The 18,393-nt window shown below is 76.1% G+C and carries 16 protein-coding genes; 7 read left to right on the top strand and 9 right to left on the bottom strand.

The genetic code is table 11. The features are described from left to right. The first annotated feature begins 1 nt into the window (after position 1). The 3 genes from lanM to KSE_RS22510 are packed head-to-tail and all read left to right on the top strand — an operon-like array spanning position 2 to position 7,141. Complete coding sequence (gene lanM, locus KSE_RS22500) at positions 2 to 3,259, top strand: type 2 lanthipeptide synthetase LanM (RefSeq protein ID WP_014137646.1); 3,258 nt, start codon at positions 2 to 4, stop codon at positions 3,257 to 3,259. A 29-nt stretch (positions 3,260 to 3,288) separates the two neighbouring features. Next, positions 3,289 to 5,559 carry a TOMM precursor leader peptide-binding protein gene (locus KSE_RS22505; protein ID WP_014137647.1) on the top strand — a complete coding sequence of 757 codons (2,271 nt, stop codon included), beginning with the start codon at positions 3,289 to 3,291 and terminating at the stop codon, positions 5,557 to 5,559. A 55-nt stretch (positions 5,560 to 5,614) separates the two neighbouring features. Next, positions 5,615 to 7,141 carry a SagB family peptide dehydrogenase gene (locus tag KSE_RS22510; RefSeq protein WP_014137648.1) on the top strand — a complete coding sequence of 509 codons (1,527 nt, stop codon included), beginning with the start codon at positions 5,615 to 5,617 and terminating at the stop codon, positions 7,139 to 7,141. 103 nt (positions 7,142 to 7,244) lie between these two features. Here KSE_RS22510 and KSE_RS22515 read toward each other — a convergent pair whose 3' ends face one another. From KSE_RS22515 to KSE_RS22525, 3 genes are all read right to left on the bottom strand, one after another. Further along, positions 7,245 to 7,943 carry a response regulator transcription factor gene (locus KSE_RS22515; protein ID WP_051055325.1) on the bottom strand — a complete coding sequence of 233 codons (699 nt, stop codon included), beginning with the start codon at positions 7,941 to 7,943 and terminating at the stop codon, positions 7,245 to 7,247. A gap of 31 nt (positions 7,944 to 7,974) precedes the next feature. Next, positions 7,975 to 8,256: a hypothetical protein gene (locus tag KSE_RS22520; protein ID WP_148283143.1), complete on the bottom strand. Its 282-nt coding sequence runs from the start codon at positions 8,254 to 8,256 to the stop codon at positions 7,975 to 7,977. 252 nt (positions 8,257 to 8,508) lie between these two features. Continuing rightward, entirely contained in the window at positions 8,509 to 8,838 is a 330-nt protein-coding gene (locus KSE_RS22525) for a hypothetical protein (protein WP_014137651.1), read from the bottom strand. Between the two features lie 297 nt (positions 8,839 to 9,135). On the opposite strand from KSE_RS22525, the gene KSE_RS22530 reads away from it, so the two are divergent. Both KSE_RS22530 and KSE_RS22535 read left to right on the top strand, forming a co-directional pair. Then, complete coding sequence (locus KSE_RS22530; protein WP_014137652.1) at positions 9,136 to 10,152, top strand: LuxR C-terminal-related transcriptional regulator; 1,017 nt, start codon at positions 9,136 to 9,138, stop codon at positions 10,150 to 10,152. Positions 10,153 to 10,322: 170 nt separating this feature from the next. After that, positions 10,323 to 10,523 carry a hypothetical protein gene (locus tag KSE_RS22535; RefSeq protein WP_014137653.1) on the top strand — a complete coding sequence of 67 codons (201 nt, stop codon included), beginning with the start codon at positions 10,323 to 10,325 and terminating at the stop codon, positions 10,521 to 10,523. Positions 10,524 to 10,572: 49 nt separating this feature from the next. Here KSE_RS22535 and murJ read toward each other — a convergent pair whose 3' ends face one another. Beyond that, entirely contained in the window at positions 10,573 to 12,696 is a 2,124-nt protein-coding gene (gene murJ, locus KSE_RS22540) for a murein biosynthesis integral membrane protein MurJ (protein ID WP_014137654.1), read from the bottom strand. A gap of 306 nt (positions 12,697 to 13,002) precedes the next feature. Continuing rightward, positions 13,003 to 13,740, bottom strand: coding sequence for a phosphatase PAP2 family protein (locus KSE_RS22545; RefSeq protein WP_014137655.1), 738 nt, complete (start codon positions 13,738 to 13,740; stop codon positions 13,003 to 13,005). A gap of 431 nt (positions 13,741 to 14,171) precedes the next feature. On the opposite strand from KSE_RS22545, the gene KSE_RS22550 reads away from it, so the two are divergent. Further along, a complete protein-coding gene (locus KSE_RS22550; RefSeq protein WP_014137656.1) occupies positions 14,172 to 15,143 on the top strand; it encodes a sigma-70 family RNA polymerase sigma factor in 972 nt (323 codons plus the stop codon). Between the two features lie 83 nt (positions 15,144 to 15,226). Further along, positions 15,227 to 15,445 (top strand): hypothetical protein, encoded by a 219-nt coding sequence (locus KSE_RS22555; RefSeq protein WP_014137657.1) that lies wholly within the window; start codon positions 15,227 to 15,229, stop codon positions 15,443 to 15,445. A gap of 63 nt (positions 15,446 to 15,508) precedes the next feature. Here the strand turns inward: KSE_RS22555 and mscL are convergent, their stop codons facing one another. The 4 genes from mscL to KSE_RS22575 all read right to left on the bottom strand — a co-directional run bounded on the left by mscL (position 15,509) and on the right by KSE_RS22575 (position 18,285). After that, a complete protein-coding gene (mscL, locus tag KSE_RS22560; RefSeq protein ID WP_014137658.1) occupies positions 15,509 to 15,925 on the bottom strand; it encodes a large conductance mechanosensitive channel protein MscL in 417 nt (138 codons plus the stop codon). Positions 15,926 to 15,976: 51 nt separating this feature from the next. After that, positions 15,977 to 16,234 carry a hypothetical protein gene (locus KSE_RS22565; protein WP_033258361.1) on the bottom strand — a complete coding sequence of 86 codons (258 nt, stop codon included), beginning with the start codon at positions 16,232 to 16,234 and terminating at the stop codon, positions 15,977 to 15,979. Between the two features lie 318 nt (positions 16,235 to 16,552). Continuing rightward, positions 16,553 to 16,888 carry an FmdB family zinc ribbon protein gene (locus KSE_RS40290; protein ID WP_014137659.1) on the bottom strand — a complete coding sequence of 112 codons (336 nt, stop codon included), beginning with the start codon at positions 16,886 to 16,888 and terminating at the stop codon, positions 16,553 to 16,555. A gap of 95 nt (positions 16,889 to 16,983) precedes the next feature. After that, positions 16,984 to 18,285: an MFS transporter gene (locus tag KSE_RS22575; protein ID WP_014137660.1), complete on the bottom strand. Its 1,302-nt coding sequence runs from the start codon at positions 18,283 to 18,285 to the stop codon at positions 16,984 to 16,986. Positions 18,286 to 18,393 lie beyond the last annotated feature (108 nt).

Here is an 18,393-nt window from a genome sequence, read left to right on the forward strand (position 1 = left end):
GATGTCGCTCGACGTTCAGACCTGGCTCCGCACCGCCGGAACCCCGGGCCACCCGGCCCCGACGGCCGCCCTGCTGCCCGGCCTGCCCGGCGCCGACGAGCGGCTGCACGCCGTGATCGCCGCCGCGGCGAGCTTCGAGGAACGCGCCGCCGCCCGCGACGACGGACAGGCCCTGTTCACCCCCGACCCCGCCGAGGACCGGCGCAGCCGCACCGCCGCCGTCGAGACCTGGCTGCGCCGCGCGGCCGGCGACCAGCGCTCCGCCGGGGTGCTGCTCGACCACCTGGCCGAGACCGGCCGCCCGCTCGGCGAGGGCCTGCGCCGCGTCCGCCTCACCGACCCGGCGAAGCTGCCGGGCTGGGCGTACCCGCTGGCCGTGTTCCTGCGCGCCCAGAGCGAGGCGCCCGCCACCGGGCCCGGTGCGGTCGCGGCCGGCTTCCGGGCCGCCGCCGACGCGCTGCTGCCGGCCGGGGCGGGCTCGGTGCTGGGCGTCCCGGTCACCGCGAAGGGCCGCGCCGACGTGGTCGGCACGCTGACCGGACGGCTGGTCGAGGTCGCCAACCTGACGCTCTGCCAGGAGTTCCAGCTCGCCACCGGCCGCCCGCGCGCCACCGCCTGGGACGCCGAGGGCGGCCCGGACGCCTCCGCCGCCGGCTGGCTGGCCCGGCTGGAGCGGCTGCCCGCGCTGGCCTACCTGATCGGCACGGTCTGCCGCCAGTGGCAGGAGATGTACACCGAGATGTTCGCCCGGCTCTCCGCCGACCGGGCGAGCCTGGTCGCCGAGATGTGGGGCGGCACCGACCCGGGCGCGCTGGACTCCGTGCACGGCGACGCCGGCGACCGGCACGCCCAGGGCCGCTCGGTCGCGCTGCTGCGCTTCGAGAGCGGCGCGGGCGTGGTCTACAAGCCCAAGGACATGCGGCACGCCACCGCCTTCCTCGGCCTGGTCGAGCGCCTCAACCGGGAGCTCTCGCTCGACCTGCCGCTGCGCACCGTGCTGATCCGCTCCGACCGCGGCGACGACGGCCACGCCGCCTCGCTCAGCACCGACTGCTCCGGCGACTACGGCTGGGAGGAGCTCGTCCCGTCCCGCCCCTGCGCCGACCGCGCGGGCTTCGCCCGGTTCTACCGCCGCCTCGGCATGACCATCCGGCTGGTGCAGCTGCTCGAAGGCCGCGACATGTGGGCCGACAACCTGCTCGCCGACGGCGAGCACCCGGTCCTGATCGACCTGGAGTGCCTGCTCTACCCGCGCGTCCAGAACCCGCCGGTGCTCAAGGACGCCCAGCACGCCCTGCTGGACGAGCTGGAGACCACCGTGGTGCGCACCGCGATGGCCTTCCAGGCGTGGACCCCGGCCGGCCGCACCGACGCCCTCGACATCGGCTGCCTGTCCCGGGTCGGCAGCCTGGAGGTCGTCCCCGGCGTCCCCGCGCTGCCGATCACCGCCTACCGCCCGGTGCACGACGGGCAGCCCGCCGACCCGTGGCAGTACAGCGCCGAGGTGGTCGACGGCTACCGCGAGATGCACGACGCGCTGTACCGGATCCGGGCCGAACTCGCCGACCCCGAAGGGCCGCTGAGCGGATTCCGGGGCGTCTGGGTGCGCTACATCTGGCGGCACACCTGGGACGGCTACAAGATCCTGCGGGCCTCCACCAGCCCGCTCGCGCTGGACGACGGCGCGACCCGGGAGACCGTCATCGCGGGCGCCCTGCGCGGCGCCGTCACCGCCCGCTCCGGCGACCCGGACCGCGGCGACCTGCTGGAGGTGGTGCTCGCCGAGCTCGACTCCTTCCGCACCCTGGACATCCCGTTCTTCCGCTCGCTGACCACCTCCTCCTCGGTGTTCACCGCCGACGGCCGCGAGATCCCCGGCCACTTCCGCTCCACCGGCTGGCAGCGCCTGCAGCAGCGGGTCGCCGAACTCGACGGCTTCGACCTGGACACCCACGTCGCCGTGCTCTCCGGCTGCGTGGACGCCGCCCGGTCCGGCACCGAGGAACCCCCGGCCGAGCCGGTCCGGCCGCCCGCCGCCGCCGCACCGCCCGCCGCCGCACCGCCCGCCCCCGGCGAACTGCTGGCCGAGGCCGTCGCGATCGGCGACCGGATCCTGGCCGCCCGCCGCGGCACCGGCTGGGTCGCCCAGGGCTGGTACCCCGGCACCGGCCTGCGCCAGGTCGAGGTGCTCGGCCCCGACCTGACCTCCGGCACCCTCGGCATCGCCCTCTACCTCGCCGAACTCTGGTCCGCCACCGGCGAACCGCGCTTCCACCGGGCCGCGCACGCCCTGCTCGCCGAGGCCGCCGCGCTGATCGACCCGGCCGAGCCCAAGGCGTTCGCCTTCGCCGGCGACTCCCGGCTGGCCTCCGGCGCGCCCGTCCCCGGCGGCTTCTTCGGCCCCGGCGCGATCATCCACGGCCTGGCCCGCGGCGGCCTGCTGCTCGGCGAGGCCGACTTCCTGACCGCCGCGCAGGCCCTGGTGCCCGGCGCGATGACGGTCGCCGAGTCCGCCTCCAGCCGCCCCGGCCGCCCGATGCGGACCCCGCACGCCGACGTCCCGCTCGGCACCGCCGGACTGCTGCTCAACCTGCTGCGGCTGCGCCGCGCCGCCGGCGCGCACCCCGACACCGACCAGGCGATCCGCACCCTGGCCGCCGACGCGCTCGACCGGCTCGCCGACGAGCACACCGCGTTCGACTTCCAGCAGCTCGTCCCCGGCGGTTCCGACTCGGTCGCCGCCGCGCTCGCCCGCACCCTCGCCGAAGCCCCCGCGCTGCTCGCCGACCCCGCGGACGTCCGGGCCCGGCTGCACGCCCACCGCTTCGACACCGCGACCCGGGCCGGCCGGCTCGCCTGCCTGGACAGCGCCGTCTCGCTCGGCGCCGACGCCGTCGACCAGGACGACCTCGGCGTGCTCGCCCCGCCCGTCACCGGTCCCGAACTCGCCGCCCTCACCGGCCGCGCCCTGCTCTCCGCCGCCACCGAGGCGCTCACCGCCGCCGAGGCCGGCCTGGTGCACACCCTCCCCGAGGAGGCCGAGGCGCTGCTGGACGGCCCGTTCTACGACGGCCGGGAGGCCGCCGCCCTGATGGTCCGCGAACTGCTCACCCGCCACCGCCTGCACGGCACCTGGTTCCCGGACCGGGCCGCGCACGACGCCGTCAACCTCGGCGCGCTGGACGGCACCGTCGCCGTCGGCCTGCTGCTGCTGCGCCTGCACGACGCCTCCGCCGCCCCGCTCGCCACCCTGCGCTGACCGCGCGCCGCTTCGAGGAGTACCCCGCCATGTCCGAACTCATCGGCTTCAAACGCCACTTCACTCCGTACGTGGTCGACGGCGAGGCCGTCTACCTGGTCTCCGAGCGCGGCGTCTCGGTGGTCGACGGCCGGCTCGCCCAGGCCCTCGCCCCGCTGCTGGACGGCACCCGCACCGCCGAGCAGATCGGCGCCGCCCTGGACGGCGTGGTGCCCGCCGACAAGCTCCGCGCGGGCGTCGACAAGCTCCGGGCCGGCGGCTGGGTCACCGCCGCCGACCCCGGCACCGACCGCCCCGGCGCCGCCTTCTTCGAGATGGCCGGGCAGGACGGCGACGCCGCGATGACCGCGCTGCGCGCCGCCACCGTCCGGATCGAGGTGCACGGCGAACTCGACCCCGCGCCGTTCCTGGCCGCGCTCGCCGCCGCGGGCGTCACCGTCGACCAGGACGCCGAGTTCACCGTCGCGCTCACCGAGGACTACCTGCACCCCGGCCTGGCCGAGCGCAACCGGCAGGCCCTCGCCGACGGCCGCCCCTGGCTGCTGGCCCGCCCGGTCGGCTCGATCGTCTGGGTCGGCCCGGTCTTCCAGCCGGACGGCCCCGGCGGCGCCGAGGGCTCCGGCTGCTGGGAGTGCCTGGCGCACCGGCTCTCCGCCAACCGGCAGTCGCTCAGCTACCTCCAGCACCGCCTCGGCCAGGACGAGCCGATCTCCACCGCGGGCGCCCACCTGCCCGCCACCCTGGCCCTGGGCACCCAGCTCGCCGCCCTGGAGACCGCCAAGTGGCTGGCCGGCGCCCGCCCGGAGCGGCCCGCCGTCACCACCCTGGACACCGTGCTGCTGGAGAGCGAGAAGCACGTCCTGGTGCGCCGCCCGCAGTGCCCGTCCTGCGGCGACGACACGCTGGTGGCCGCGCGCCAACTCGCCCCGGTCGCCTTCGAGTCCCGCCCCAAGGCGTTCACCGCCGACGGCGGCCACCGCTCCGCCTCGCCCGAGGACATGCTGGAGAAGTACCGCCCCCAGCTCAGCCCGATCACCGGCGTCGTCACCACCCTCGTCCCGGCCGCCCGCACCCCCACCGGCCTGCGGGTCTACGTCTCCGGGCAGAACCTGTCCCGGCAGAGCGGCGACCTCAAGCAGCTGCGCACCGGCCTGCGCTCGGTCTCCTGCGGCAAGGGCCGCACCGACGTGCAGGCCAGGGCCTCCGCGCTCGGCGAGGCGATGGAGCGCTTCTCCGGCGTCTTCCAGGGCGACGAGGCCCGCCGCACCGCCACCTTCGCCGAACTCGGCGACGCCGCGATCCACCCCGAGCGCACCCTGCTCTACTCCGCCAAGCAGTACGCCGAGCGCGACCGCTGGAACGTCAAGCAGTCCATGTTCAACGTCGTCCCGGTGCCGTTCCGCGCCGACGACCCGATCGAGTGGTCCCCGGCCTGGTCGCTCACCGAGCGGCGGCAGCGCTGGCTGCCCACCCAGGCGATGTACTACGGCTACCGGCACGGCGGCCGGTTCTACGCCGCCGGCGACTCCAACGGCTGCGCGGCCGGCACCTCCTTCGAGGACGCCGTCCTCCAGGGCTTCCTGGAACTCGTCGAACGGGACGCCGTCGCGCTCTGGTGGTACAACCGGGTCCAGCGCCCCGCCGTCGACCTCGACGCCTTCGGCGACCCGTACATCGACCAGCTCCGCGAGGTCTACCGCGGCCTGCGCCGGGAGATCTGGGCGCTCGACCTGACCGCCGACTTCGGCATCCCGGTGGTCGGCGCGTTCTCCCGCCGGACCGACGCCAAGCCGGGCGGCGGCACCAACGAGGACGTGCTGATCGCCTTCGGCGCCCACCTCGACCCGCACATCGCGCTCACCCGCGCCCTGACCGAGATGAACCAGTTCCTCGGCCCGGTGGCCGGCGACGAGCACGGCCGGGTCAACTACGCGGGCGCCGACCCCGAGCAGAAGGCGTGGTGGACCACCGCCACCACCGCCAACCAGCCCTACCTGCTGCCCGACCCGCACGCACCGCGCTCCACCCCGGCCAGCTGGCTCCCGCTCGCGGGCGCCGACCTCGCCGACGACCTGGCGCTCGTCCAGAAGATCGTCGAGGACCGCGGCATGGAGTTCCTGGTCGCCGACCAGACCCGCCCCGACGTGGGGCTGCCCGTCGCCCGGGTGATCGTCCCCGGCATGCGGCACTTCTGGGCCAGGTTCGCGCCCGGCCGGCTCTACGACGTCCCGGTCCGGCTCGGCTGGCTGGACACCCCGACCCCGGAGAGCGAGCTCAACCCGATCCCCATCTTCATCTGACCGCACACGCGGGACGGCCGGGCCCGGCCGTCCCGCCCCTCCGGGGAGGTACACCATGACCGTCATCGACACCCTGCCGCCCGCCCCCGCCACCGGGGGCCACCACCCGCTGCGCCGGCTGCTCCGGCTCCGCCCCGAGGTCGAGGTCACCGCCCAGGGCGCCGACGTCGAACTCGCCCACCCGTGGGGCCGCCAGCGCGTCCACGCGCTCGGCGAGCGCACCGTCGCCGCGCTGCTCGACCTCACCCGTGCCGACGCCGACCTCGACCTGCTGGCCCTCGACCACGTCCGGCTGCTCAAACTGCTCGAACGCTTCCCGTACCTGGTCACCACCACCGTGGCCGGCCCGCTCGGCACCCCGCTGGCCACCGCCGTCCCGATCGCCCGCGCCGCCGCGCTGCCCGGCTTCGCCCGCCCCACCGGCCCGCTGGTGCTCTCCCGGTTCGCCTACCTGCGCCGGCTGCCCGACGGCCAGGGCGCGGACGGCGAGAGCTGCGTCCTCGAATCGCCGATGGCCCCGTTCCGGCTCACCCTGCACCAGGCCGCGGCCGGCGCCTTCGTCGCCGCGCTCAGCACCTCCCGCACCGCCGCCGAGGCCGCGCTGCTCGCCGGAATGTCCCCCGGCGAGGGCGAGGCGCTGGCCGGACTGCTGGCCGGCGGCGGCTTCCTGGACGCCGGCCAGGGCGGCGAGGCCCCGCTCTGGGACTTCCACGACCTGCTGTTCCACGCCCGCAGCCGCCCCGGCCGGCACGACTACCCGACCGGCGGCGTCTTCGCCCACCAGGACGTCCCGCAGCTGCCGGCCGTCTCCACCCCCGGCGCCCGCGAGGAGGGCGAGGGCATCGACCTGCCCGTCCCGGACTGGAACACCGTGGTCGCCCGCGACCCCGCGCTCAGCGAGGTCCTCGAAGGCCGCCGCTCGGTCCGCAGCTACGCCGACACCCCGGTCACCGTCGACCAACTCGCCGAACTGCTCTACCGGGTGGCCCGGGTCCGCCGCGTCATCCCCGGCGACCCCGCCGACCCGCACGGCTACGACGGCGTCGAACGCCCCTACCCGGCCGGCGGCGCCACCGGCGAACTGGAGGTCTACCTCTCGGTGGTCAAGTGCGTCGGCCTGGAGCCCGGCGTCTACCGCTACGACGCCGCCGCCCACCGGCTGCGCCCCCGCCCCTTCCAACACCCCGGCGAGGAGGCCGCGTTCAGCGAACTCGTGACCGCCGCCTGGCGCGCCACCGCCTGCACCGTCGACCCGCAGGTGCTGCTCACCGTCACCAGCCGGTTCGGCCGGCTCTCCTGGAAGTACAGCCAGATCGCGTACGCGCTGACCCTCAAGCACGTCGGCGTGCTCTACCAGACCCTCTACCTGGTCGCCACCGCGATGGGCCTCGCCCCCTGCGGCCTCGGCTCCGGCGACACCGACGCCGCCGCCCGCGCGCTCGGCCTGGACTGGACGGCCGAGTCCTCGGTCGGCGAGTTCCTGATCGGCAGCCGGCCCGACAACGTGCCGCGCACCGCGCACGGCTTCGCCGACGTGGTGGACGCCGCCCGCGGCGGAGAGGGCTTCGGCGAGAACTTCTGAGCACGAGCACGAGCACAAGCGCGAGCACGCGGGCACGCCTGCGACCCGTCAGCGGGAATCTGACGGGTCGTCGGCGAGCCTGCGTGTTCCTCCGTGAGCCCTCTTACAGCCAGCCGCACTCGCGGGCGATCCGGATCGCGTCGCAGCGGTTGCGGGCCCGGGTCTTGGCGATCGCCGCCGAGACGTAGTTGCGCACCGTCCCCGGCGAGAGCGACAGCGCCGCGGCCGCCTCCCGCACCGTGCTGCCCTCGGCGATCTCGCCCAGCACCGCCAGCTCCCGGCGGCTCAGCGGCCCGGCCTGCCCGGCCCGCACCACGTCCAGCACCAGCCGGGGGTCGTACACCCGGCCGCCGCGGGCCAGTTCGCGCACCGCGGCGATCAGCGCCGGCGCCTGCACGTCCTTCACCAGCACCCCGGCCGCGCCCTCCACCAGCGCCCGCCGCGACTCCGCCGTCCGCGGCAGGGCCGGCACCAGCAGCAGCACCGCCGCGCCCGGCGCCGCCTGCTGCACCTGCCGGGCCAGCACCGCGCCGTCGGCCTGCTCGGGCTCCAGGCCCAGCACCGCCAGCGCGGGCCGCGCCCGGGCGGCCACCGCCGCGGCCTCCTCGCAGCCGGCCGCCTCGGCGACCACCGCGAGGTCCTCCTCCCGGTCCAGCAGGGCCCCCAGGCCCGAGCGGAACAGGTGGTGGCCGTCGGCCAGCAGGATCCTGGTCGCCGTCACCGCCACCGCCGCCGCCCCGCCGAGCGGGAACCCGTCCGTCATGACCCGCCGTGCCGGCGGGCGTTCCAGTGCGGTCGTCATCCGTGCGCCTCCGCGGTCCGTTCCGGCTCGGTCAGCCCCAGCCCCAGGTGCCCGACTGCTGCGGGCCGGACGGGGTGGCGGTCGGGGTCGGGCTGCCCGACGGCACCGGGGTCGGGTCCGTCACGCCGGGGCCGACCACCGACGACTGCGCACCCGCGTCGACCGGCTGCCGCGGGCCGTCCGCGACCGCCGCGTCCGCCGTCACCACGGTGGCCGGCCGGGCCGGCCCGGCCAGTTCGGCGGCGGTGGCGACGCCGCCCACGGTGAGTGCGCCAAGTACGGCAATCGCGACAAAACGGAAGTTCAGCGACATGGGAGTGCCCGATCCTCTCGCGTTCGGCTGATCCCCGGGCTGCCACCGGGGAGCGTGGTGAAAGAGCCGTCGTCCGGCGTCCGGTGCGGTCCGCGTCCCCCGCCGGGGGCTGCTCCCGCGGTTTCCGCTCCGTCGTCCTTCCGACAACAACGAGAGTGCTCCCGATGGCACCTCCGTGTCAGTAGCCGGAGCTGGCACCAGAGTGCCGTGGCACTCTGGGGTCAGCTCGCCCGGCCCGGCGGCCGGCCCCGGTCAGCGGTGGGCGCGGTCCTGCCAGCGGCCCAGCGCGATCCACGGATCGGCCTCGCACAGTGCCACCGACCAGCCGCCCAGCGGCCCGTCCGGCCCCACCAGGGCGGCCGTGCCCGCCCGCAGCGCGTGCTCCGCGGCCAGCAGCGACGGCGCGGTCAGGAAGCAGACCGCCGCCAGCCCGTCCGCCCGCTCCCGCACCCGGACGTGGCACACCCGGGCCCCGGCCAGCGGCAGCCGCAGCAGCGCGGCCCGCACCGGACCGGCCCCGGCGGACTCCGCGCACCCGCCCCCGGCGGACGGCGCAACCAGCTCCAGACGGATCGCGTACATCACTCCAGCCTGGCAAACCGCGACCCGATCCGGGCCGCCCGACGGGTGTCACATCCCCGCCTGGCACGAATATGACAGTTGCCCGGCACTCTTCACTCCTCGCCCACCAGTGCGACAGAATCTCCGCAAGCCGCTTCTTCTCGCCGTCGGTGGGCGCACAGTGACGCCCCGTCAGCGGGAAGCCGCGGGACAACGGCAGGAATCCGGGGGCCGCGCCGAGACCCGGCGCGCGGGAGGCAGCGACATGGGCAGAACCACGCGGACGCACACCCGGCGGAACGCGCGGAAGACCGGCTGTTGACCGCCGGCGGCCCGATCGGGCTGGACGCGTTCGGCGAGGCCGTCTACCGCGCCATGCTGCTCCACCCCGACCTCGACACCGGCGGCCTGGCCGGCCACCTCGACTCCACCGAGGCCGAGGTCGGCGACGCCCTCGACCGGCTCGCCGACCTCGCCCTGACCCGCCCCGCCAGCTGCGGCACCCGCTGGCGCGCCGTCAACCCGGAACGCGGCCTCGCCACCCTGCTCGCCCACCAGGAGGCCGAGGAGGCCCGCCGCCAGCGCGAGGCCGAACGCAGCCGCGCCGCGATGGCCGGTCTGATCGCCGAGTACGCCAGCATCCACGCCCCCGGCGGCGGCGACCAGCGCGGCCTCGAACTGCTCGCCAGCCTCGACCAGGTCCGCGACCGGCTGATCCAGCTCGCCTCCGACGCCACCGCCGAGGTCCTCGCCTTCGCCCCCGGCGGCCCGCAGCCCGCCCCCGTCATGGAGGCCAGCCGCGCCCTCGACCAGGAGACCCTGGAACGCGGCGTCCGGATGCGCACCGTCTACCAGGACAGCGTCCGCAACGACCCCGCCACCGTCCAGTACGCCCGCTGGCTGCACGGCCTCGGCGGCGCCGTCCGCACCACCCCGACCCTCCCGCTGCGCATGATCGTGGTCGACAACGCCACCGCGATCGTCCCGATCGACCCCGACGACCCCCGCAAGGGCGCCGCCCTGCTCCAGAGCCCCGGCGTGGTCGCCGCCCTGCGCGCCCTCTTCGACCAGGTCTGGGAACACGCCCGCCCGCTCGGCGAGAGCCCCCAGCGCGACCCCCGCGGCCTCACCGGCCAGGAACGCGAACTCCTCCGCCTGCTCGCCGAGGGCCTCACCGACGAACGGGCCGGCCAGCGCCTCGGCGTCTCGCTGCGCACCGTCCGCCGGATGATGGCCGACCTGATGATCCGGATGGACGCCCGCAGCCGCTTCCAGGCCGGCATCCAGGTCGCCGCCCTCGGCTGGCTGGAGGCGGCCGAGGACGCCCCGGCGTAGCCCGCGACGGCACGGCGCGGCGCAGCCCGGGCGGCGCGTGGCCGGAACACGGCGGTCGGTGGCCGGTGGGGACGGTTTCCCGGGGACGGTCCGCCGGTTCCGGGTGCGGCGGGCGCGGTGGCCGGGGCAGGCTCGCCGGAGTCTTTCCGGTCCGTTCCCAGGGGTGTGGTGTGCGGTACACCGTCAGCGCGTCCGCGCTGCTCGCGATCATCGTTCTCGTCCGGCTCCGGCGGCGCACCCAGGCCCGCTCCCGCCTCGACGAGACGGTCACCGTGGTCAGCGCCGTCACCCTCGGCGTCCTGATCGCCGCCACACCGCTGGGCACCGTCATCAGCGGCATCGTCGCGTCGTTCGCCGCCGCGACCCGCTGAGACCTGCCGCGACCCGCTGAGGCCCGCGGGTCTCAGCCGGGCGGTGCGCTCAGCGGCGGTGCTTGCCGCTGGTCGGCGCCGGGGTCGGGTACGGGATGCGCAGCTTGCGGGCGAACGGGGCCACCGAGGCGCCGACGCCGAGCGGGCGGGCCAGCGCGAACAGCGACACCAGGACGGCCAGCGAACCCGCGACCAGGCCGGCCAGGCTGCCGAACAGGCCCTCGCCGAACCGGCCCGCCAGCCAGTGCGCGGCCAGCGCGCCCGGCGCGCAGGCCAGCACCAGGCCGACGTGCAGCACGACCAGCCGGCCGCCCTCCAGCCCGCTGCCGCGCCGGGCCGGCCGGCGGGTGCCGAGGTCGACGGTCGCGTCGGCGCCGGGGGCGAAGGCGTCGGTGCGCAGCACCATGGTGCTGTCGGAGCGCGGCGCGGGCACCGGCGCGGCCGCCGGGGCCGACGGGGCCGCAGCGCCGGCCGCGCCCTTGGCGAGCCGGCGGCCGAGCGCGGTGCCGGTGACCGCGACCGACACCACGGCGGCCGTGGTGTGTGCGAAGGCCATGCCGACGACCTTGTAGCGCAGCGGCAGCGCCTCGTACGCGATCCAGCACATCAGCGCGTTGGTGCCGGTGGTGACCAGGGTCAGCCAGAACGGGGTGCGGGCGTCGCCCATCGCGTAGAAGCCGCGGGCCAGCGCGTACTGCGCGCAGAACGCGGGCAGGCCGATCGAGAAGGCCATCAGCAGCGAGGCGACGACCATGGCGTCGGCGTGCACGGTGGGGCCGGAGCCGTAGCCGTACGCGGCCATCGCGATCTGCGGGGCCAGCGCCAGGAACAGCACCGCGGCGGTGACGATCATCGCGGCCGAGGAGCGCAGCATCCCCGACAGGTCCTCGCCGATCCTCCGGAAGTCGCCGGCCGTCGCGGCCCGCGACATGCCCGGGAGCAGCGCCGTCACCAGCGAGATGGTGATGACGCCCTGCGGGACGACGAACAGCTGGTACGCGTTGGCGTAGGCGGCGTAGCCGTGGCCGCCGGCGATGCCCGCGTCGTGCGCCTGCTTGCCCGCGCCGGTGCCCAGGCTGGTGATCACCGCGAAGGACAGCTGGGTGGCGACCACCAGCAGCAGCGCCCAGCCCGCCGAGCGCAGCGGCCGGGTCAGGCCCGCGCCGCGCCAGTCGAAGCGGGGCCGGTAGCGGAAGCCGGAGGAGCGCAGCGAGGGGAACAGGGCGGCGGCCTGCACCACGATGCCCAGGGTCGAGCCGAGGCCGAGCAGCATGGTGTCGCCGTCGGTCACGTCGCCGACCTGGTAGGCGTGCCGGCCGATCGCCAGGTAGGCGCCGAACACGCCGATCGCGACGACGTTGTTCAGCACCGGCGTCCACATCATGGCGCCGAACCGGTCGCGGGAGTTCAGCACCTGCCCGAGCAGGGTGAACACGCCGTAGAAGAAGATCTGCGGCAGGCAGTACCGGGCGAAGTCGATCGCCAGTTCGCGCTGGGTGCCGTCGAACTCCGAGTACAGGTCGACGATCTGCGGGGCGAACAGGAACGCGCCGAGCGTCAGCACCACCAGGATCACGCCGCACAGGGTGAGCAGCCGGTCGGTGTAGGCCGTGCCGCCGTCCTGGTGGGTCTGCATCGCGTGCACCAGCTCCGGCACGAACACCGAGGCCAGCGCGCCGCCGATCAGCATCATGTAGACGATGTTCGGCAGCGAGTTCGCCACGTTGAACGCCTCGCCGACCGGGCCGTTGGTCAGCGCCGCCACGATCACCGCGCTGCGCACGAAGCCCAGCGCCCGGGAGGCCAGCGAACCCAGCGCCATGATCAGGCCGTTGCGCCCGGTGGAGGCGGGCTTCTTGGCGGCGGGCGGCTCGGCGGCCCCCTCCCCGCCCGACCGCTGCGACGGCACCGGCGGCCCGGGCACCCGCATCGGGACGGGCGGCGGCGCCTGCGCGGGCAGCGGCGGCCAGGGCTGTTCGAGGGCGGACGCGGGGATCCGGCCGAGCTGCATGGTCGGCTGGTCCTGCGCCTGCTGCGGGTACGGCTGCGCCTGCGGGTACGGCGGCTGCTGGGGCTGCTGCGCCTGCTGCGGGTACGGCTGGGGCGGCGGCTGCTGGGCCGCCTGCTGCGCCTGGTACGGGTCGCCGGAGCCGTCCGCGGTGTGCATGGTCATCGGACCCCCCGTCGATCGGTGCCCGTCCGGCGTTGCGTGGGTGAGTGCGGGAGCTGTCGGTCCTGGCCCGCGCTCCGCCTGCCGGTTGCAGGGTGCACCAGCCGCAGAAGTCTGCCCCACTTCGGCACCCGATGGGGAGTCGGGTGCCGCCCGTCCGGCCGTCCGAGCCGGTCGCGGCACTCCCCGGGGGCCTTGCCGCAGCGCCCGGAGAACCCCGTTTGCGCCCGGAAACACGCGGAATGCCGACGACGCGGTTCCCCCGCCCGGAGGATGCGGGCAACGCGGTGTGACGTTGCTCACGGGCCGTCAGGGGCGGCCCGGATCACGCTCCGCGGCGGGTTCCGCCGGCAGCGGCGCGGCCAGCACCCGCTGCACCCGGGGGCCGGCCCGGCGGCGCAGCAGCCGGGCGTCCCGGCCGAGCCGGCCGGGACGCCACAGCTCGACCGCGAGCGCCGTCCCGGCCAGCACGGCGACCGCCGCCGCCCAGCCCGCCAGCACGTCGCTCGGCCAGTGCGTGCCCAGCGCGGTGCCGGTCCAGCCGACCAGCGCGACGGCCAGCCCCGCGGCGGTGCCGGCCGCCGCCCGCAGCGGCCGCTCGGCCCGCGGCCACACCAGCGCCAGCAGCGCCCCGCAGGTCACCGCGGCGGTCAGCGCGGGCCCGGACGGGAAGGACGCCCCGGCGGCGAGCGCCACCTGGTCGTCGAAGTGCGGCCCGGCCCGGCCGGCCAGCGCGGGGCCGGCCGCGGCCGCCGCCCAGGCCAGCGCGGCGGCGCCGGCCGCCCAGAGGGCCAGCGTCCGGGCGCCCAGCGCCCACAGCCGGAGCGCGGCCGCCCCGAGCAGGGTCCGGGTCACCCAGGGCGCGCCCAGGTCGGCCAGCGTCTGGGTGGCCGCCGCCGCCACCGGGTGCCGCAGCGCGCAGCGGTGCAGCGCCGCCACCCAGCCGCGGTCCAGCCGGGCCAGCGGCGCCCAGCCGGCCCGGACCAGCACCAGCAGCGCCGCGAACCCCAGCAGGCCCGCCAGGGCCGGCCAGGCACAACGGAGCACCCTCGCGCGTTGTACCCGCTGTATCCGTCGGGCCCGGGCCCGAGGGGCGGTGGACTGGTGCATGACAGACACCTTCCCAGCGGCGGGAGCCGAACCGGCGCTGGTGCGATAGCGATTGCGCATCGGTTGTGCGGATATGCGGCGAAGGTCCCGCGCCGATCCGGTGCCGACGGGTGGACGCCCGGTGGACGTCCGGCCGGTTCCCGCCGGGCCCGCCCGCCGGACGCCCCGCGTGCGTCCCGGGTCACGCTGCGTGTACCGCGCGGATGAAATCCGGCAGCATACTGCATCGCTGGCGAAAAACTGAGCCACTTGGGAATGTTGTCCGATTTCTGTGCGTTGGATCGTTACGTGTGAGCCACGAACGGCCCACACGGTTGTGCCGAGCTGCGGATCGGAGCGCGCCCGGCAGCGTCAGTGAGGGAGCAAGCATGGCCACCCGTGCCGTCGTTCGCGACAGGGCCGATCGGACTCGCACCGCCCGCCCGACCAACCTCGAAGCCGACCGCGACCTGGTCGGCATGTACCTCGACGAGATCGCCAGGACGCCCCTGCTCGACGCCGCCGAGGAGGTCGAGCTGTCCCTGCGCATCGAAGCCGGGGTCTTCGCCCAGCACCTGCTCGACGAGGGGGAGGGCCTCGACGGCGTCAGCACCGAGGAGCTCCGGGCGATAGCGGAGGACGCCGAGCGCGCCAAGGACGTCTTCATCCGCTCGAACCTGCGCCTGGTCGTCGCGGTCGCCCGCCGCTACCCGCGCAGCGGCCTCCCGCTGCTCGACCTGATCCAGGAGGGCAACGCCGGCCTGGTCCGCGCCGTGGAGAAGTTCGACTACTCCAAGGGCTTCAAGTTCTCCACCTACGCGACCTGGTGGATCCGCCAGGCGATCACCCGCTCGATCGCCGACCAGTCCCGCACCATCCGGCTGCCCGTGCACCTGGTCGAGGAGCTCGGCCGGATCCGCAAGGTCCAGCGCGAGAAGGCCAAGGAGCTCGGCCGTGAGCCCGACCCGGCGGAGATCGCCGCCGAGCTCGACACCACCGAGCAGCGGGTCAAGGACGTGCTGGACTGGGCCCGCGACCCGGTCAGCCTCAACATGGCGGTCGACGACGAGGGCGAGACCCAGTTCGGCGACCTGGTGGAGGACACCGGCGCGGTCTCCCCGGAGGACGCGGTCATGGTGATGCTGCGCCGCGAGGAGCTGGACGGCCTGATCGGCCGCCTCGACGACCGCACCGCGTCCATCATCCGCAGCCGCTACGGCATGGAGGACGGCCGCGAGCGGACCCTCACCGAGGTCGGCAAGCAGCACGGCCTCACCCGCGAGCGGATCCGCCAGATCGAGAAGCACGCCCTCGCCGAGCTGAAGAAGATCGCCGACCACGCCGGCTTCGAGGCCGCGTGACCGGGCGGCGGGCCCGGGGCGGCCCCGGGGGCGCGGGCGACCGCGCCCCCGCCGGCCCGCGCGGCGGTCCTACAGTGGGGGCCATGAGCCCCTCCGACGCCACCCCCGGGACTGCCCCCGAGACCCCCGACGCCGCCCCCGCCGCCCCCGCCGAGCGGCGGCCCGCGCCCCGGCTGGTCTTCAAGGACCCGTTCGAGCAGCAGACCTCCGACGACACCGACCGCGGCTGGGGCGAGTCGACGGGGGAGCGGGGCCTGGACTGGTACCGCAGCCAGCGGCCCCCGCACCACGGCGAGAAGTGACCCGGGCCGGAGAAGCGACCCGGGCCGGGCGGGCCGCCCCGGCCCGGGCCGAGTCGGGCGTGGTCAGCCGCGGCGGACCAGCGCGTCGCGGATCTCGGTGAGCAGTTCGACCTCCTTCGCCTCGGCCTCCAGGGCCTCCTCCTCCACCGACTTGCGCTTCCGCATGAAGTGGTTCATCGGCAGGATCAGCAGGAAGTACACGACGGCGGCGGTGATCAGGAAGCTGAGCGCGGCGCTGAGCACCGAGCCCCACAGGATGAAGATGCCCGAGGTGACGTTGCCGGCGGCGTCCACCTCGCACGGGCCCTTGAGGCAGGAGCTGTAGGCGGCCAGGTCCTTGGTGCCGAACAGACCGACCAGCGGGCTGATCACGCCCTTGACGAACGCGTTGACGACGCTGGTGAAGGCCGCGCCGATGACGACGGCGACGGCCAGGTCCACCACGTTGCCGCGGAGCAGGAATTCCTTGAAGCCTTTCATGCCGCGTCGAACGGCGGACTCCGGCGAAGGTCACGGGTGAACCCACCGGCGTCAGGTTGACGCCGACGGGCAGCCGGCCGCCCCGGGAGCGGGCCCGCCGCCGGGCGGCGGCGCGGGCGGCGGCGCCCCCCAGAGCAGCGCGGCGGCCAGCGCGAGCGCGCCCGCGGCCACCGGCCCCGGGCACCGGAGCAGCGCCCGCCGCACGCGGTGGCGGCCCCGGGCGGTGGCCCGGATCGGCGGGAAATCGGGCACCGCGCGGCGCGGCGGCACCAGGACGGCGGGCAGCGGGGGCAGTACGGAGGAGGTCACGGCGGCGGTCCTTCCGGTCGGGCGGGTCGGGCGGCGCGGCCCCCGGACGGGGCCGCGGCAGCCATCCTGCGGCCGGCCCGCCGACCCGTCCCGCGGATTTCCCCACCCTGTGGACAACCCGGCCCTGTGGAAAACCGCCCTCACCCCGGCGGGTGAACCGCTGCGCCGTTCGGCGGAACCTCCGTGACCGGCCCCTCCCCACCGTCCGGAGGAACCCGCGTAACCCGGCCCCGCGGGCCCCGCGAACCCCCCCCGGACAGCACGGAGCCCCCGCCCGGCGAGGCCGGACGGGGGCTTCCGCGGCGAGCGGCGGCGGGGTCAGCTCGCGGTGGACGCGGAGCTGGAGGAGCCGGCGGAGGAGCTCGTCGAGGCGGCGGAGCCGCTGCCGCCGGTCGAGGACGAGCCGGTCGACGCGGTCGAGGAGGCCGAGGACGTCGCCGCCGTCGAGGACGAGCCGCTCACCGAGCTGCTGGAGCTGGAGCGGCTGTCGGTGCGGTAGAAGCCGGAGCCCTTGAAGACCACGCCCACCGCAGAGAAGACCTTGCGCAGCTTCCCCTGGCAGTCGGGGCACGTGGTCAGCGCGTCGTCGCTGAACTTCTGCACCGCCTCGAGGCCGTTGCCGCACTCGGTGCACTGGTACTGGTACGTGGGCACTTTCCGCTTCCTCCTGTCACTCCCCCTGGCACTCTCACGCCATGAGTGCTAACGACGGTCCATGATGCGGCATTCCGCTGGTGGAGTCCAGCGGCTCAGCCGCGCGGGGCGGTCCCGACCGCCTCCTCGCGGGCGGCGCCGCCCCGTGCCACGGTACGGGGCGCGGGGGCCGGAGCGAGCAGCAGGCGGCGCATCGTGACGAGCGCCACCAGGCCGAGGCCGGAGCCGGCCAGCGCGACGGTGAAGCCGGGCCGGGCGCCGGCGTGGTCGATCAGCTGCCCGGCGGCGGTGGAGCCGAGCGCCAGGCCCAGGCCGATCGCGCCGGTGAGCCAGGTGAACGCCTCGGTCTTGGCGCCGGCCGGGACGAGGGTCTCGACCAGGGTGTAGCCGGTGATCAGGGTGGGGGCGATGGCCAGGCCGCAGAAGAGCCCGGCGGCGGACAGCGCGGCCAGGTTGGGCATCGCCCACAGGGTGGAGCAGCCGAGCACCAGCAGCGCGTAGCAGCCGACCATCCGCTCGGCGGCGCCGCTGCGCCACGGGACCAGGCCGTAGAGCACGCCGGCGACCATCGAGCCGGCCGCGAACAGGCCGTAGACCAGGCCGCTGAGGCCCTCGGCGCCGGCGTCCTGGGCGAAGGCGGTGATGGAGACCTGGAGGGTGCCGAAGACGGTGCCGAGGCCGAGGAAGGCGCCGGCCAGCAGCCGGACGCCGGGGGAGGCCAGCGCGGAGGCGCGCCGGTCGCCGGGGGCGGCGGGGCCGGTGGGCGCGGGCGCGGTGTCGCGGCGGGCGGCGAAGGCCAGGCCGCCGAGCAGGGTGAGGGTGGCCTCGGCGGCGAGTCCGACGGCCGGGTCGGCCAGCGTGGCGAGGCCGGTGGCCAGCATCGGGCCGACCACGAAGGTGAACTCGTCGGTGACGGACTCGAAGGCGAACGCGGTGTTCAACAGGGCGGGCCGCTCGTCCAGCCGGTGCACCCAGCGGGCCCTGACCATCGCGCCGACCTGCGGTACGGCGGCGCCGGCCGGCGCGGCGGCCAGGAACAGCGTCCAGTCGGGGGCGCCGGAGCGGGCCAGCGCGATCAGCGCGGCGACCGCGACGGCGTGCACGGCCACGGCGGGCACCAGGACGGCGGCCTGGCCGTGCCGGTCGGCGAGCCGGCCGGTCTGCGGGCCGACCAGCGCCTGGGCGACGGCGGCGACCGCGGCGACCGCGCCGGCCAGGCCGTAGGAGTCGGTGGACTGGTGGACCAGCAGCACGATGCCCAGGCTGAGCATGGCGTACGGCAGCCGGGCGACCAGCGCGGGGAGCAGGAAGGTCCAGGCGCCGGCGGTGCGCAGCAGCGCGCCGTAGCCGGTGCCGTGGGGGGTGCTGGGGTCGTCGACCGGTCGGCGGGCCGCCACGGTCGGTCCTCTCTGCCGCCTGGTAGCGCCGCGCGGGTGGGACCGGCCGGGCGCCGAGGGTCGTCCTCTCGCGCGCCGACCGGGGCCGCCGCGCCGACCCTGCATCAG

This window comes from Kitasatospora setae KM-6054, assembly GCF_000269985.1.
In the GTDB taxonomy this organism is placed as follows: Bacteria; Actinomycetota; Actinomycetes; order Streptomycetales; family Streptomycetaceae; genus Kitasatospora; species Kitasatospora setae.

Bases quoted from the DNA above. Each gene is read 5' to 3' on its own strand.
- lanM (WP_014137646.1), top strand. From the start codon at position 2: ATGTCGCTCGACGTTCAGACCTGGCTCCGCACCGCCGGAACCCCGGGC.
- KSE_RS22505 (WP_014137647.1), top strand. From the start codon at position 3,289: ATGTCCGAACTCATCGGCTTCAAACGCCACTTCACTCCGTACGTGGTC.
- KSE_RS22510 (WP_014137648.1), top strand. From the start codon at position 5,615: ATGACCGTCATCGACACCCTGCCGCCCGCCCCCGCCACCGGGGGCCAC.
- KSE_RS22515 (WP_051055325.1), bottom strand. From the start codon at position 7,943: ATGACGACCGCACTGGAACGCCCGCCGGCACGGCGGGTCATGACGGAC.
- KSE_RS22520 (WP_148283143.1), bottom strand. From the start codon at position 8,256: ATGTCGCTGAACTTCCGTTTTGTCGCGATTGCCGTACTTGGCGCACTC.
- KSE_RS22525 (WP_014137651.1), bottom strand. From the start codon at position 8,838: ATGTACGCGATCCGTCTGGAGCTGGTTGCGCCGTCCGCCGGGGGCGGG.
- murJ (WP_014137654.1), bottom strand. From the start codon at position 12,696: ATGACCATGCACACCGCGGACGGCTCCGGCGACCCGTACCAGGCGCAG.
- KSE_RS22550 (WP_014137656.1), top strand. From the start codon at position 14,172: ATGGCCACCCGTGCCGTCGTTCGCGACAGGGCCGATCGGACTCGCACC.
- KSE_RS22555 (WP_014137657.1), top strand. From the start codon at position 15,227: ATGAGCCCCTCCGACGCCACCCCCGGGACTGCCCCCGAGACCCCCGAC.
- mscL (WP_014137658.1), bottom strand. From the start codon at position 15,925: ATGAAAGGCTTCAAGGAATTCCTGCTCCGCGGCAACGTGGTGGACCTG.